Genomic DNA, 14,535 nt, shown 5'->3' with positions numbered 1-14,535 from the left:
ACCGTCGGGAAGCCCCACTTTTCTCGAGCTTTTTTAGCCCCGACACTTCCTGGACGCTCGCATTTCCCGACACTTTCAACTGTCGTTCTCGGCCTCCTCACCCTCTAAATCGTCCTCAGCCGAGGCGCTAACCGCGAAGTCACCCACTGCCTTGGTGGCGACGATGTCCTTCCAATAGCGCTCCTCCCCTCGGGACTGCTCGTAGTCCCGCTCTTTCATCGCGCTGGTCAAACTCTTCTTTGTCCACGGCCGCTCCCCGTTCTTCCTGCTCCAAACGACAAACAGGTTATGGAGCTCTGCGTTAGACAAGCGCTGCCCCTCCGCCCGCATGGTGCATTCTTGTAGGAAGCGACCAAGGACGTCGCTGTCGCTGCGATACTCCTCTGTCGTTTCCTTGATCTCCTCGGGGACGAGCAGGCCGTGGTCGATCCAATCGCGAAGGCCATCGAGCAACCGGTTTAAGATGCCGGAAGCCTCCGCCTTTAGCTTTGCCGATAGCTGTCTATCAACGTCCTGCTCGGGAACCGTTATTGCCCAGCGCACCATGATCAGGCGGCGCCACGTGCCCTGAGACGCCTCGCCACCGTCCACCTTCGGCCGGTAGTTGCCCGACATCGTCAACTTGAACTGCGGCTTGAAGCTAAAGAAGCCCTTGTTCAGCTCCCGGGCTTGGATCGTGTCGCCTCCGGTCAGAAGCTTTACGTGGCTCTCCGACAGGCGCGCGTTGCGAGCCGGCTCATCAGTATGGACGAACCTAATTCCCGGAAGGAGCGCGAGATCCGGTGTGGCCTGACCTCCGCTTCGCCCCCTGCCATTGTCCATGAAGGTTTCAACGGCAAGCGAGCACGCGTAGTCGCCGTAAATCGACGCCCACGCCTCCACCAGCGTCGTCTTGCCGTTGCGTCCCTTTCCCCAGAAGAACAGCAGCTTCTGTTCTGACGTGTCGCCCGTGAGCCCGAGTCCAGCCCATTGGTGCAGGAAGCGCTGAACTCTTGCCGAGGGCTGCACTTTCTTGAGGAAGGAATCGTACACCGGGCACGTCGCGCTTGCCTCGTATTCGGCATCAATAACCTTCGTAATAAGATCAGCGGGATCATGCTCATAAAAGCTAATAGGATCCTCGTCGCCGCAGTTGCGATTGACCTTAAGCGTCCCATTCTTTGTGTTGATCTTCATGGGATCAGCGTCGAGCCGCGCCTGGTCGACCGCCATCATCGGCTCGGCCTGCTTGCGCAATGCCGTCAGATGCCGATCGTTTTCTGTCTCTCGACCCCAATCCCTCAATTTGTCGGATAACCTGATCTCCCGCTCACATTTGGCACCAGGAGAGCGAACTTCGACCACCGCGTCTTCATCGCTTCCGGACAGCGCACTCGCCTCGCGCTGAATCGATCGCGCCACGTACTGCGCTGCAATTCGCGCCGCGTCCTCCGCGCCATTCATCGTCCATCGGCAGCCGTCCCACTGAAACCACCCCCGCGTCGGCACCGCCATCAGCCGATCCTGCATCCGGCGGGCAAAGCGTTCGGCATTGCCTAGGTCCGTCAGGGGACACTGAGCCAGTTCTCCGTCGAGCTGAATCTGGTGATCCTCATCCAAACCGAGGCGCGCGAGAATAGAGGCGGCAATCTTCGGGGCCGCCGGCGCGAGGTCAGCAACCCGCCCAGCAGGCCGATTTTTGGCTCCGCGCGTCGCGACTGACCTCGGCTCCGCGAGACCGCGCGCAAAGCCCGAAGCAATGGTCGTTTTTGACTTATGGAGATTTGGCCACTGCCTCGCCACCGACTCAAGGGCGGAGCGGGCGACTATTTCGTCGAGGTGCCCGGAGGCTACAAGTTGCGCCAGCTTTATGGAGCTATGAAACAGCGTGTCATTGCGAGTCCCATCCGCTGCATTTCGCAGGGCGCTGATTTCATCGGCAAGTGCCTTCAGACCGTAGGTCCCTTTTGAGGTCGCTCCGGCGCTGGTCTGACGCAAACCATCGCGACGACCCGGTGCCGCCAAAAAGCTCAGCAGTTCAGCAGGCGCCCAGGCCTCGGCAGCATCGTCCTCGCTCTGCCAAATATAACCGGCGCGGTCTGACCGAAAAGAAGGAGGAACAATGACGTATCCGCCCTCCCCTCTCACATCGACGCGCTTCAAGATGCCGGCACGATTGCGTGGCATCGCCGCGCCGCCCTTGGGTAACCGAAAGTACAGATGCATACCGCCGCGCGGCGTGCGACATACTCGTGTCGGCGGCAGCGAGCAGCCAAGCGTGGCTTCGAGGCGACCGAGGATATCCGGAGCCTCATAAACCTCGCCTGACGTGTTATCCGTGCCCGCGTCGATATCGACCACGAAGGCGCCTATGGCCGCGCCCGTCGGCACCCCGATCATCGCATTTGGATATTTCCGCCACCAAGCTTCGATCTGCGCACGGTCTGTGGTCGCCTTCTTGAGACCTCCAGTGCCGGAAATGAAATTTCCTGTCGCTGGATCTACATCCCCTTTCACGAGGGGCTGTTTGGAGTGAGGGTGGCAGGGAAATACTGGCCATCCCTTTGCCGCATAGCCGAGCGCGGCCCTCAGCATGACGGCGGGTTGTTCGTCCTGATCTTGTTTCCCAGCCATGAGACCTCCGTCCAGCCGAATCGAAGCTGAAGGAGGCCTTAAATTCGTCAGTTAATCCCGCTGGCTACTTAGGCTCTTTTCTCGCAGGTACCCTTTTCGAACGAGGAACGAGACTTGGCACCACTTTTGAGCCAGCTGCGGCGACGCCTTTTCTCTTCTGCTTATGCGCTTCATGCAGAACCTGGTACTCAATGCTATCCCGCGAGACCACCTGCATTCTTTCTTCGATCTTGCGAATCTCGAGCCTCAATTTCTTCGCTTCGCGCAAACGGCCGACTATTTCGCGCAGCTTATAGGCTATCGCGACCGAGTCCTCCTTAGTAACATTGGTGGCATAAGCATACACATGGTGAACAAACTCGCAGAAATCCGATTCCGCGTGAGAGGTCGCTCTCCCAGGGTGATACGCCTCAAATAGCTCAAAAGCTTCTTTGACGAACCTGCCTTTGACTGGACCAAAAAAACGCTCCTCGTAACGGCTCCTTCCGCCACGGTCTGCAGTGTCATGACCGCCGAAACGAATTCGCAAGTCATCTATGGTCGCCTCGATTTGGCGAGCAATTCGGGATGAGAGCTCCACAAACTCTCCTGGTCCTGAGCAGTCGAGAGGAGGGAGCCATTTGGCTTCTACTCCAGCCAGCTCCGATCGAGAGGCAAGATGGAATCGCGACCATCCGTCTAGCGAGCTCAGGGCGGAATTGGCCGCTTCAAGGGACTCCCGCGACTGTGTGAGACCGGCCACCACATCCTTCAGGCGCGGAGACGTACGAGCTCGGTAAAGCATGGAGTTCAGATCTTCCGCCAGGCTTTCAACCTCGATCTCTGCCAATTCACGCGGTGTGATTTCCTTCGCCTGCCTGCGAAACTCGTCGTGTGGCTCCCCGCATTCCCAAACCCGCGCAAAAGGCTTCAAGAGCCTTACCGCCTCGTCACGAGCACTCTGCTTGCCTTTCGGCCGTACTTCTTTGTCAGGAACAGGTTTGAAGGGGCTGGTCATAATCATCCCAAGTCGGAAATCGGCCGGTGTCAACCTAACGCAAAAAGCCAGGGGTTCACCGCGGGATATTCTCCCGAATCATCGCCATACAGTGGACATGCCCACGGGATCTCCACACCTTCCTTCCGCCGACGACCGCATTTCCGAAATCGCCGAGCTTTTGGCGCTCGGCCTCAGCCGGATCCAAACCCGAAAGGCAAGCGGATTTTCCGACCACACGGGAGATGTTTCACTCGACATCTCGCCCGGCCAGAGCGGACATGCCGCGCCTTTGGACTGGAGAATGGCGGATGGCTAGCGGCGGCGTTTTGGCGCAGATTTCGGCTCTTAAGAGTGCCCCCGTGGGCACGCTGAAGGCGCGCTGGCGCGAGCTATTCGGCTCGGAGCCACCTCCCTACAACCGCCGTTTCCTTGAAAGCCGGTTGGCGTACCGGATCCAGGAGCTGGCGTACGGTGGGCTCTCCGCTGATACGGTGCGGCGCCTGGAGGCCCTGGCGGCCGACCTGCCGTCCAAGGGCAGCAAGCGGGTTCGGCACAAAAATTCGGACCGCCCCGTCAGCGGCACGCGTCTTATTCGGGAGTGGAAGGGTGTCGAGCACCGGGTGACGGTCCGCGACGCCGACTTCGAGTACCAGGGCAGGCCTTACAAGTCGCTTTCTGCCGTCGCCCGAGCAATCACGGGCACGCGGTGGAATGGCTTGATCTTCTTTGGCTTGAAGAGCCAGCGAGCGTCGGTATGAGCAAGCCGGTCATTCGCAAGCTGTGGTGTGCGGTCTACACCCGCAAGTCCAGCGAGGAAGGCCTGGACATGGAATTCAACTCCCTCGAGGCCCAGCGCGAGGCATGCGAAGCGTATGTCGCAAGCCACAAGCAGGAAGGTTGGCTTCTCGTTCCTGATCAATACGACGACGGCGGTTTCTCCGGTGGCACGCTGGAACGCCCCGCCCTCAAGCGCCTTTTGGCCGACATTGAGGCCGGCAAGGTCGACGTGGTGGTGGTCTACAAGATCGACCGGCTGTCTCGGTCATTGATGGACTTTTCAAAGCTGGTGGAAGCTTTCGACCGACGCACTGTCACCTTTGTCTCGGTCACGCAGTCCTTCAATACAACGACCTCCATGGGCCGGCTGACACTGAACATCTTGCTCTCCTTTGCCCAATTCGAACGCGAGGTCACCGGTGAGCGCATCCGCGACAAGTTCGCGGCTTCTCGCAAGAAGGGCATGTGGATGGGCGGATGGGCGCCGTTCGGCTACGAGGTCAAAGATCGCAAGCTGGTGATCAATGACCAGAATGCGGAGACCGTCCGGTGGATATTCCGCAGATTTGTGACTTTGGGCTCGGCCACCCTCCTAGCCCGAGAGCTCAAGCAGAAGGACGTCCGCAATCGCTATGGCCAAGCCATCGATAAGGGTGTGCTCTACAAGCTGCTGAATAATCGAACCTACATCGGGGATGCGGTTCACAAGGGCACGGCCTATCCGGGCGAACACACCGCCATTATCGAGCGTAAGCTTTGGGACCAGGTACACTCCATCCTGCAGGAAAGCCCTCACAAGAGAGCCGCAAAGCACCGGGCGCAAACCCCTGCCCTACTCAAGGGGCTCATCTTCGATGGCGCTGGCGTTGCGATGTCTCCGACCCACACTCGCCGTCGAGGCAAGCTATACCGCTACTACGTCAGCCAGCAGACCCTCAAGGGCGCAGCCGCATCAGCGGCCTTCCGCGTTCCCGCAGGGGAGATCGAGGAGATTGTAGTCGACCAGGTCCGTCGCGTGCTTGCCTCCCCTGAGCTAATTGTGGCGACCTGGAAGAAGATGCGGGTCTGCACGCCAGGAACCACCGAACGATCGGTCCGCGAAGCTCTCGTCGATTTTGATCAGGTGTGGAGCGAATTATTTCCCGCCGAGCAGGCCCGGATCCTGCAGCTCATTGCGGCTAAGGTCGTCGTGACCGCTGCAAAGGTTGATTTGCACCTTCGGGTGGATGGCTTCGCTTCGCTTGTCGCGGACCTGAAGGGCAACGGGTCGATTGCGGAGGCGGCGTGACAACCAAAACCAAACACGATGTGCGGCTCAGCCGCGACGGAAGCGAGCTAGTTGTTAGCATCCCGGTCGATTTCCGACAGAGCGGCGGCAGAAAGCAAATTGTGGTCCCCGGCGGCGTCGAGCCTTGGACCTCTCCTCGATCACGACCAAGCAACAGCTTGATTACTGCCCTCGCGAAAGCGCACCGATGGCGGCGGCTGATCGAGACTGGATGCTATGGCTCCGCAGCAGAACTTTCGAAGCGTGAAGCAGTTAACGAGTCCTACGTCTGCCGCGTGCTCCGTCTTACCTTGCTAGCTCCCGATCTAGTCCAGTCCATACTGGACGGACGGCAAAGCAAGACCCTTGAGCTTAAAATGCTACTAAAGCCCTTCCCCTCGGATTGGGCAGCGCAACGAGTACATTTTGGTTCGTGAATTGAACTAATGAAAACGGCTACTCGCCGACGTTTATCACGGCGGGCGTCCGGCCCTCTCTAGTGGAGGGCGTGAAGGCAATAGTAATGCCCTTGTAATCTGCACAATTCGCTTCGACGCACCATCACTAGCACAATCGCTACCACTCGTTAACGTGCCCGCCCCGTGATCTAGCGTGTTATCCGGGGATCAAGTCTGCGTCTAAGACGTATCCCACGATGAGCAAGGGGGGCTCCCCCGGCTTCGCAAACATCGCGGACCAATACCAGTCATCATCGTTGAGGCCCTGCGTTGCGTAGCTAATCGAGATTTGGTCCTCCCCTTCCGGAAGATGGCCAGCAACTGGGCTACTTTTGTCGGCCTTTTCATAGAAAGTCGTGCCCGCTTTAGCTTTTACGTCCGAGTAACTTGATCCTCCAATATATCGCGTAGCTCGCGCTGTGTTTTGTCGCGCGAGCAAAATGGAAGTCATGGCCGACAATGCAACGGTAGATCGTTCTTTAGAGCCAGAGGGCTCAACGCGGCGAGGATCATGCTTTATTCGCCACACATCCTCTTTTTTGTGGCGGTAAACTTCCGGTGTCAGGCGCCATACATTCCAAAATGCGGTGTGATCGATACCCTCTTTAGTCAAATCTCGGTCTATTTGTGAGTGGTCCAGAACGATGTAGTCGAAGTGGTCGCGCACGTTCTTCTTAATGTACTCCCTATCGCGAGCAAAGTACGGCGCGCGGCTACCGAACAGTCCGAAGGTATTGTTGAGGTCCTTTTGGGTGTCGTACCACGTCTCAAATGTCACGAAAAAAGCCTTGCGGCAGTTCACTAGGCAGTCAACGTAGTCTGCCTTGCGGTGTGACGCCTCGGCCGCTTGCAAGAATGTTTTGGCCTCATCGTCGTCCAGAAGGTCGACTAAGCTCACCGTCCAGAAATCCACGCCCAGGGCTTTCTGACAAACCTCCTCTAGGAATTTCCGAGTATCGGTCACGTACCCATCAATCTCCTTTCGGTTCGGAAAGATGCCATCATGCTTCGCAGCAACGCGAACTCGATTAACCTCCAAGAGCCGCCTTCGATAAGGCAAATCCGCCCCAAGTGCCTCGCTTAGCTTGTCCAGTAGTTGCGGAAATTCGGTCTTTGGCTTTGACTGTTGGACATTGAGATGATCAAGCGCAGCCACAAAGAATATTTCGGTCGCATCCTGCAGCAGACTAACGCAAGCGGCGTCGCCGGTCTCTTGTTGTGATCGAACATTCTGCAGAGCAAGCTCAAATAGGTACCGCGCAAGCACGAGACGCCTGACCACCGGCTGGCTAAGCATGGGACCAACACCTTGCTATGTGGGACGCGTACACCGGCTATTTAATTAGGCTGAAGACTTCTCTGTCGGAAGCTTCGCGAGCATTTGGATGACGTTCGCTCCCCCTTCGGCTTGGTGCTTGGTGAAGCCCGTTTCCTGCGGCGCAAACATACAAGCAGCAGCTTGGGTAAGCACAATGTCCTTCTTGTCTTCTCCCTTCGCTGCGTCCACGAGAGCTTGAAACGTCAGGAGCGCGTTTTGTCGATGGCGGTTCACGATGGTGTTGTGGGTGTGGGCTAGAAAATTCCGCGCAGATAGCACTAAGAGATAACCGGTTGTGGTGAAGATAACGAGCTTGGCCGCGAGCAGTTGGATAGAATCGTGAATGTCTTGCGGTTTAAGTAAGTCTATCTTGGTGACGAACGGAGATAGGACCGCTAGTGCCGCGACCAAAAGGGCAGCCCCCACCGTCCACAAACGCCATTTGGATGCCGTATCGTCGTGCTTATCGGCCTCTGTCTTGAAGTATGCCGCCTGAAATCCTACACCCTGCTCAGCCGCGAGCTTCCGTACGTCCGATAAGACGCGCTCAGCTTCTTTTTGATGCTCGGCCGGTACAGACGTGAGACGCAATGCCTCGTCCTGAGCAGCTTGCGCTGCGGCGCGGGCCTCGTTCTCGATCCGTGAGAAATCCCGTTGCGTGCTGGTTGAAAAAACCAGAGCCGGTTGCAATTGGTTAAACCAGCCTTCATAGCTGTCTTTCAGACTAGATAGGATGCCTTGACGCTCGCCGGACGCATTTCCCGACTGCGCAGAGAATGACTTTATTTGATTGAACAGATTATAGACAGAATCGGCAGCGCTTCTGAGCTGGCTACGCGCGGCTGGCGGCAACTCCGGGACTATGTGGTCGGGGACCAACTGGAACAGAGCGATGGCCTTTTGCGCCGGTTGCACGGCTGGCTCGAAAGACCACTCGCGTCCCAAATCCTCTCTGCGAGGTAGCTCCGCGACGTCGAAGCTCTGTACCCTCAACAGTGACGTCAGCGCTGCTGCAATTTCCTTGTCTTGGTCGACATGTAACTCCTCCCTGCCCGCTACATTTTTATTCTACACAGCGCGCGTATGAAATGATCCTCAACCGATGCGAGCAACGCTTCCCCAAGAATCGACGCTGCCCGACGCAAAACTGGATCCCAGCGATCCCAAGACTTGCCCTGTCCGTATCCGAGAATGGTCGGCTGATCTTTTAAGGTTCTTGGCAAAATTCCTGAAATTTCAATGGGTCTTATCCGTCCGTTACGTGCCCGGAAAGTACAGAGGTTTGGAGAAGCCAGGGGCATCGGAGAAGGCTTCAGGCGCAAAACTCATTCGCTGAGTACGGTTCGCCTGTAATTTGCGCACAAAATCCGCGCGAAAAAGAGCCTAGACGAGCGTCGAGAGGGTGTTCGAAAGAGGAGCTGGCGGAGAGAGTGGGATTCGAACCCACGGTACGGTTTCCCGCACACACGCTTTCCAAGCGTGCGCCTTAAGCCACTCGGCCATCTCTCCGGAGCGCCCTCTCTTGAAGGGGCGCCGACGATTTTGCAAGGGATCGGGGGATAAATCAGGTGATTTTCCGCAACTTATTGTATTTACAGCACAATATGAGGCTCGATACGTACCTGGACGAGACTGCCGGCTGAACCACGGGCGGCTCTGGCGCGACGATTCACGGCAAGCCGCCAAACACGACCGGGACGCCATGACCATCACCAAGACCATCGCCGCCTTGAGCCTGATTTCGGTCCTCGGCTCCGCTCTTGCCACGCCGGCCCTGGCTGAGGTCTGCACCCGGCAGGGCGTCGACGTCAGCTGCGACGACGGCCGGCGCGGGGTGCTTTCGGGCGATTCCATCCTCTGGCCGGACGGCACGCGCTCGAGCTCGACGCCGCATCAGAGCGTGATCATCGGCAACAAGAGCTCCGTGCATGTCGGGCCCGGCGTGTTCGTCGGCCAGGGCAAGGGCGTGGTGCCGCTGGACGATCCGAACGCGCCGAACAAGCGGCAATGCGCGATCCTGGATGGCGTGTCGTATTGCTATTGAGGTTGCCGTTTTCACCTCTCCCCGCTTGTGGGGAGAGGGAGACGAGCTAGTCTAGATCAACCGCACGCCTGAGATCGCCGACTTCAGCCAGCGCAGCGCCTGCGGCGGCTGGGCTGCGAGCGGGGCCACGGCCGCCTTCTCGGTGCGGCACTTCTCGAGCTCGGCGACGAAATCGGCGGACCATTGCTGGATGGTGTGGCCGCGCAGCTTCTTCATCATCGCGTCCCAGCGCATCTTGCGCTCGGTGAGCGGCATGGATGCGGCGATCGCGATCGCGCGGGCCATGCCGTCGATGTCGTGCGGATTGACCAGCAGCGCGGCGTCGAGCTCGTTGGCGGCGCCAGCGAACTTCGACAGCACCAGCACGCCGGGATCGGCGGGGTTTTGCGCGGCGACATATTCCTTGGCGACGAGGTTCATGCCGTCGTGCAGCGGCGTCACCACGCCGATCTGCGCGGTGCGGTAGAGACCCGCGAGCACGGCCTGGCTGAAGCCTTTGTTCAGATAGCGGATCGGCGTCCAATCGACCTCGCCGTGGCGGCCATTGACGTCGGAGACGAGACGCGCGACCTCGTTCTGAAGATTGCCATAGGCCTCGATGCCGCCGCGCGAGGGGTTGGCGATCTGGAGCAGCGAGATGCTGCGCGCAAACTGCGGCTGCTCGGTCCAGAGCCGGTCGAATGCGCTGATGCGGTTGACGAGACCCTTGGAATAATCGAGCCGGTCGACACCGATCGCGAGGCGCTCGCCGTTGAGGCTGCGGCGCAGCCGCGACACGTCCGGATGCGCGGCCGACTTCGTGGCATAGGCCGCGAACTTCTCCGCATCGATGCCGATCGGGAAGACTTCGCAGCGCGTGCGACCGTGCTGCGAGATCACGACACCGTCCTCGATGGTGAGGCCGAGCTCGCCGCCGACATAAGAGAGGAAGTTCTGCCGATCTTCCTCGGTCTGGAAACCGAGCAGATCGTACGCCAGCATCGCCGTGATCAGCTCGCGATGGTTGGGCACGCCCTGCATCACTGCGGCGACGGGCCATGGCGTATGCAGGAAGAAGCCGACGGGATCGTCGACGCGGAGCTCGCGCAGCTCGGCGCCGAGCGCGAGGAAATGATAGTCCTGCACCCAGAAAGCAGTCCGGGCCTTGCGGAACCGCATCAAGGCGCGCGCCATGAAGGCGTTCACCTCGCGATAGCTGACATAATCCTCGCGCGAGACGCGAATGAGATCGCTGCGCGAATGCAACGCCGGCCACAGCGCTGAATTGGCGAAGCCTTCGTAATAACCGCCGTAATGCGCCGCCGGCAGATCCAGCGTTGCGATCGCGCCTGTCCCGAGCGCCTCGATCTCGGCGAACGGTTCCTTCTGATGGCCATCACGCACCCGGCCGGAGGAACCGACCCAGATCGCACCAGAATGTTCCACCACGGGAAGCAAAGCCGCCGCAAGGCCGCCCGTCATGGGCTCATTGGGTTTGCCGCGGGCGACGCGATTTGAAACGACGATCAAGTTCACAGGTCGTCCCCTCCTGTTCATTCCGCCCCATTTAACTGCCGTTCATCAATATGGTTCCTGATCATCGTTTCAACCAATTGAAACCAAAATCGGGCGTGCGCGTTGGAACTGGTTTTCCTCACGGAACCCGGGAATATCGCTGCAAAGACAGCGTTTCCGGCCCGATTGCGCAGCATGCATCGCGGCGCGCAATGGCGCTGCGATGAAAGCCTTTATGTCTGCGAGATGGCGCTGCCTTGGTTTCACCTGGGATCGAGCAGGTGCGCCAGGAACGCACGCACATCCGCCGGCGCATCGAAGTGGCCATTCACACCCATGGCGCGGCGGCCGACCGAGAACGCAAGCCCGTCCATGTCGGGCATGATCGCGAACACGGTCTCGTCCGTGACGTCATCACCGATGAATAGCGGACGACGTCCTTTGAACGGCGCGTGCTTCATCAACTCGCGCACGCCGCTCGCCTTGGTGAATCCGGAATGCTTGATCTCGCAGACGAACTTGCCGGGCAGCACCTCGATCGGTGCACTCGGCAGATCGGCCCGGATCAGCGAGACGGATTCGTAGATCGCCTTCTCCGCATGCGGCGCCAGGCGGTAATGCAGCGCGAGCGAATAGCCCTTGTCCTCGAGCAGGATTCCGGGGCTGAGCTTGGCAATGGCGGCGAGGCGTCGCTTCAGCTCCTTGTCGAGCGGCGGCGCGTGCAGGGCATCCGCTTCACTGTCCACCGCCAGCCGCATCTCCGCGCCGTGGCCGGCGACGGCGCGGAATACATCGGGCGCGAAGATCAGGTCGATGTCGTTGAGCGAGCGGCCGCTGACCAGCGCCAGCGCCCCGGAGGTGCGCTCGGTCAGATGCTTCAGTGTTTCCGACAGGCCCGGTGGCACCCACACCTCGCGCGGCGTCGGCATCAGCTCGAGCAGCGTACCGTCGATGTCGAGCAGAATGGCGATCTCATCGAGATGCGGCACCAACGCATGCGGCACTGGCACCGTTTCCGGTGTCTCTTCGTCATCAGGTGTGGTGAGCTTCTGGTCCAACGCCATTTCCGCAAGTTCCGATTTCATCAGTCTACTCCATAAAGGCGAGCGGCCGCGCGATGTGTTCGAGCGATTTGCGCTCGGCAGCGACGGCATAGCGCCACGCCACGATCGCGGCCGCGATCATCAGGACGGCGCCCAGCAGATAGCCGGCGAACACGCTGGTTCGCGATCCCGTGTCGATCAGTGCGCCGAACAGCGCCGGCCCGATCACGCCGCCGATGCCGGTGCCGACCGCATAGAACACCGCGATCGCCAGCGCGCGAACCTCCAGCGGAAACGTCTCGCTGACGGTGAGATAGGCCGCGCTCGCGGCGGGCGATGCGAAGAAGAAGATCACCATCCAGGCGATGGTCTGCCCCTGCGCGCTCAGCACGCCGATCGAGAACAAATAGCCTGACAGCGCCAGCAGCACGCCCGATGCGCCATAGGTGAACATGATCATGGTGCGGCGGCCGAGCGTATCGAACAGGCGTCCGAGCAGCAGCGGCCCGAGGAAATTGCCGGCCGCAAAGGGCAGCAAGTACCAGCCGACGTGATCGGCGCTGATGCCGTAGAAATCGGTCAGCACCAGCGCGAAGGTGAAGAAGATGGCGTTGTAGAAGAACGCCTGCGCGCTCATCAGCGCGAGGCCGACCAGGGCGCGCTGGCGGTAGACCGAGAACAAGGTGTGGACGACCTCGGCGATCGGCGTGTGATCGCGCATTCTCAGGCGGATCTTCGGGAAGCGACCCTCGCCCGTGTCCTGGCCATGCCCGGTCACCGAGCGTTCGATCTCGTCGACGATGGCGTGGGCCTCGTCGGGACGGCCGTGGATCATCAGCCAGCGCGGGCTCTCCGGAATCCACATCCGCATCAGGAGCACGACGAGGCCGAGGGTTGCGCCGATCAGATAAGCGAGGCGCCAGCCGAGATCGGGGCCGACAACAGCGGGATCGAGCAGCACGATGGCGGCGACCGCGCCCATGGCAGCGCCGATCCAGAAGCTGCCGTTGATCACGAGATCGGTCCAGCCGCGATAGCGCGCGGGCACCAGCTCCTGGATCGTCGAGTTGATCGCGGTGTACTCGCCGCCGATGCCGGCACCGGTGAGGAAGCGGAACAGCGCGTAGCTCGCGACGTCCCACGACAGCGCGGTCGCGGCCGTTGCCGAGAGATAGAGCGCGAGCGTGATGAAGAACAGCTTCTTGCGGCCGATACGATCGGTCAGCCAGCCGAAGCCGAGCGCACCGAGCACGGCGCCGGCGAGATAGGCGGAGTTGGCGATGCCGAGATCGAGATTGGAGAAATGCAGCGACGGGCTCTGCTTCAGCGCCCCGGAGAGCGCACCCGCCAGCGTCACCTCGAGACCGTCGAGAATCCAGGTGATGCCCAGCGCGAGCACGACGCGCGTGTGAAATCCGCTCCACGGCAGCGCATCGAGCCGCGCGGGAATGCTGGTCTCGACGATGCGGTCGGTCGCGGCCGCCGCCGGGACAACGGGTGCATGGGTCAGCGCTGGGCTTTGCTGCAATTCCATCGGGTTGCTGCGTCTGATCAATGGAAGCGACCCCGTTTCACACGACGTGGACGGGGTCGATCCGATCATCGGGCTGCGGCAATCTGCCTGCCACCTGCGACAACGTTTGCGATGAGGCCGGGTTCCCGCGGAACGCCCGGGGGCACCGCTCGTTTCCGCTGGAGCCGCAAGGAGTTGGCGCATGGCTCAGGTCAGAAAGACGACACATTCTCGAAAAAGCGGCCCGCGCCGCGTAGCGCGGCCGCGCCCAAGAGCACGAAACGCGCCACAAGGCGCTGGTCGCAGCGCGTGACAGAGGAGAGCGATGCGCTCGACCTCAAGCAAGGGGTGTTCAAGCTCACGAGCGCGAAGAGGATCGCGGCTTCGTTGAAGCGCTCGGCCGAGCACAGCTCGCGACGCAAGACCGGCGCCTATCGCTCGGCGCTGTCGATGCTGACCTTCTACATCAACCGCGCCGGCAAGACGCTGCCGAAGACGCAGCGCACGCGGCTGGAGCGGGCCAAGGTCGAGCTGAAGCGGGCGTTCGGAAGGGAGTGAGATTTGTAGGGTGGGTTAGGCGAAGCCGTAACCCACCGTTCCACTCCCGGCCGTGACATCAAGGTGGTGGATTGCGCTTCGCTAATCCACCCTACGCGTTCTTCCCGCGGTCTCTACGCCGCCCTGATATTGCCCATGAAGCGGTCGAGCTCGGCGCGAAGACGGGTGCTTTCGCTCGACAGCGTCTTGGCCGAGTTCAGCACCTCTTCCGAGGCCGAGCCGGTCTCGGCGGCGCCGCGGTTGACCTGGCCGATGTCGGTGGCCGCGGTCTGGGTGCCCTGCGCGACGGTCTGGACGCTGCGGGCGATCTCCTGGGTGGCGGCGCCCTGCTGCTCCACCGCGCTCGCGATCGAGGTCGAGATCGACGAGATCTGGCCGATCGTCGCGCCGATCTCCTTGATCGCGGCGACCGATTCGGCGGTCGCGCCCTGCATCCCTGCAATGTGCGAGGAGATCTCGTCGGTCGCCTTC

At 60.4% G+C, this 14,535-nt stretch carries 11 protein-coding genes, 1 tRNA gene and 1 pseudogene; 4 read left to right on the top strand and 9 right to left on the bottom strand.

From position 1 onward, the window contains the following. Positions 1-75: 75 nt before the first annotated feature. Positions 76-2,613 carry a phage/plasmid primase, P4 family gene (locus tag XI05_RS00495; RefSeq protein ID WP_271497822.1) on the bottom strand — a complete coding sequence of 846 codons (2,538 nt, stop codon included), beginning with the start codon at positions 2,611-2,613 and terminating at the stop codon, positions 76-78. Positions 2,614-2,677: 64 nt separating this feature from the next. Next, positions 2,678-3,610 (bottom strand): hypothetical protein, encoded by a 933-nt coding sequence (locus tag XI05_RS00490; protein WP_271497819.1) that lies wholly within the window; start codon positions 3,608-3,610, stop codon positions 2,678-2,680. Positions 3,611-3,900: 290 nt separating this feature from the next. Between XI05_RS00490 and XI05_RS00485 the strand changes: the two genes are divergently transcribed. Together XI05_RS00485 and XI05_RS00480 are read left to right on the top strand one after the other, a co-directional pair. Next, positions 3,901-4,350: a DUF2924 domain-containing protein gene (locus XI05_RS00485; RefSeq protein ID WP_271497816.1), complete on the top strand. Its 450-nt coding sequence runs from the start codon at positions 3,901-3,903 to the stop codon at positions 4,348-4,350. Beyond that, positions 4,347-5,657 (top strand): recombinase family protein, encoded by a 1,311-nt coding sequence (locus XI05_RS00480; RefSeq protein ID WP_271497814.1) that lies wholly within the window; start codon positions 4,347-4,349, stop codon positions 5,655-5,657. Before XI05_RS00485 ends, XI05_RS00480 begins: the two co-directional genes overlap by 4 nt. Before the next feature lie 594 nt (positions 5,658-6,251). Here XI05_RS00480 and XI05_RS00475 read toward each other — a convergent pair. The 3 genes from XI05_RS00475 to XI05_RS00465 form a co-directional block, all read right to left on the bottom strand. After that, positions 6,252-7,391 (bottom strand): hypothetical protein, encoded by a 1,140-nt coding sequence (locus tag XI05_RS00475; protein WP_271497811.1) that lies wholly within the window; start codon positions 7,389-7,391, stop codon positions 6,252-6,254. A gap of 45 nt (positions 7,392-7,436) precedes the next feature. Then, positions 7,437-8,327 carry a hypothetical protein gene (locus XI05_RS00470; RefSeq protein WP_271497808.1) on the bottom strand — a complete coding sequence of 297 codons (891 nt, stop codon included), beginning with the start codon at positions 8,325-8,327 and terminating at the stop codon, positions 7,437-7,439. A gap of 504 nt (positions 8,328-8,831) precedes the next feature. Then, positions 8,832-8,921 (bottom strand) — tRNA-Ser (locus XI05_RS00465). A 193-nt stretch (positions 8,922-9,114) separates the two neighbouring features. Here XI05_RS00465 and XI05_RS00460 point away from each other — a divergent pair. Continuing rightward, positions 9,115-9,456 carry a hypothetical protein gene (locus XI05_RS00460; RefSeq protein ID WP_172788248.1) on the top strand — a complete coding sequence of 114 codons (342 nt, stop codon included), beginning with the start codon at positions 9,115-9,117 and terminating at the stop codon, positions 9,454-9,456. A gap of 51 nt (positions 9,457-9,507) precedes the next feature. Here the strand turns inward: XI05_RS00460 and XI05_RS00455 are convergent, their stop codons facing one another. The 3 genes from XI05_RS00455 to XI05_RS00445 form a co-directional block, all read right to left on the bottom strand. Continuing rightward, the gene (locus tag XI05_RS00455; RefSeq protein WP_271497806.1) at positions 9,508-10,971 is read right to left on the bottom strand and encodes a trehalose-6-phosphate synthase; all 1,464 of its coding nucleotides are present in this window, start codon (positions 10,969-10,971) and stop codon (positions 9,508-9,510) included. Positions 10,972-11,213: 242 nt separating this feature from the next. Continuing rightward, positions 11,214-12,035: a trehalose-phosphatase gene (gene otsB, locus XI05_RS00450; RefSeq protein ID WP_271497803.1), complete on the bottom strand. Its 822-nt coding sequence runs from the start codon at positions 12,033-12,035 to the stop codon at positions 11,214-11,216. Positions 12,036-12,039: 4 nt separating this feature from the next. Further along, positions 12,040-13,527, bottom strand: coding sequence for an MFS transporter (locus XI05_RS00445; protein WP_271497801.1), 1,488 nt, complete (start codon positions 13,525-13,527; stop codon positions 12,040-12,042). A 288-nt stretch (positions 13,528-13,815) separates the two neighbouring features. Here XI05_RS00445 and XI05_RS00440 point away from each other — a divergent pair, with 288 nt between their 5' ends. Beyond that, complete coding sequence (locus XI05_RS00440) at positions 13,816-14,064, top strand: DUF3175 domain-containing protein (RefSeq protein WP_036026154.1); 249 nt, start codon at positions 13,816-13,818, stop codon at positions 14,062-14,064. A 113-nt stretch (positions 14,065-14,177) separates the two neighbouring features. Here XI05_RS00440 and XI05_RS00435 read toward each other — a convergent pair. Beyond that, a pseudogene (locus XI05_RS00435) lies at positions 14,178-14,535 on the bottom strand (methyl-accepting chemotaxis protein); the annotation flags it as partial.

This window comes from Bradyrhizobium sp. CCBAU 11357, from assembly GCF_028128865.1.
GTDB lineage: Bacteria > Pseudomonadota > Alphaproteobacteria > Rhizobiales > Xanthobacteraceae > Bradyrhizobium.
This window is presented reverse-complemented; position numbering and strand designations above follow the sequence as displayed.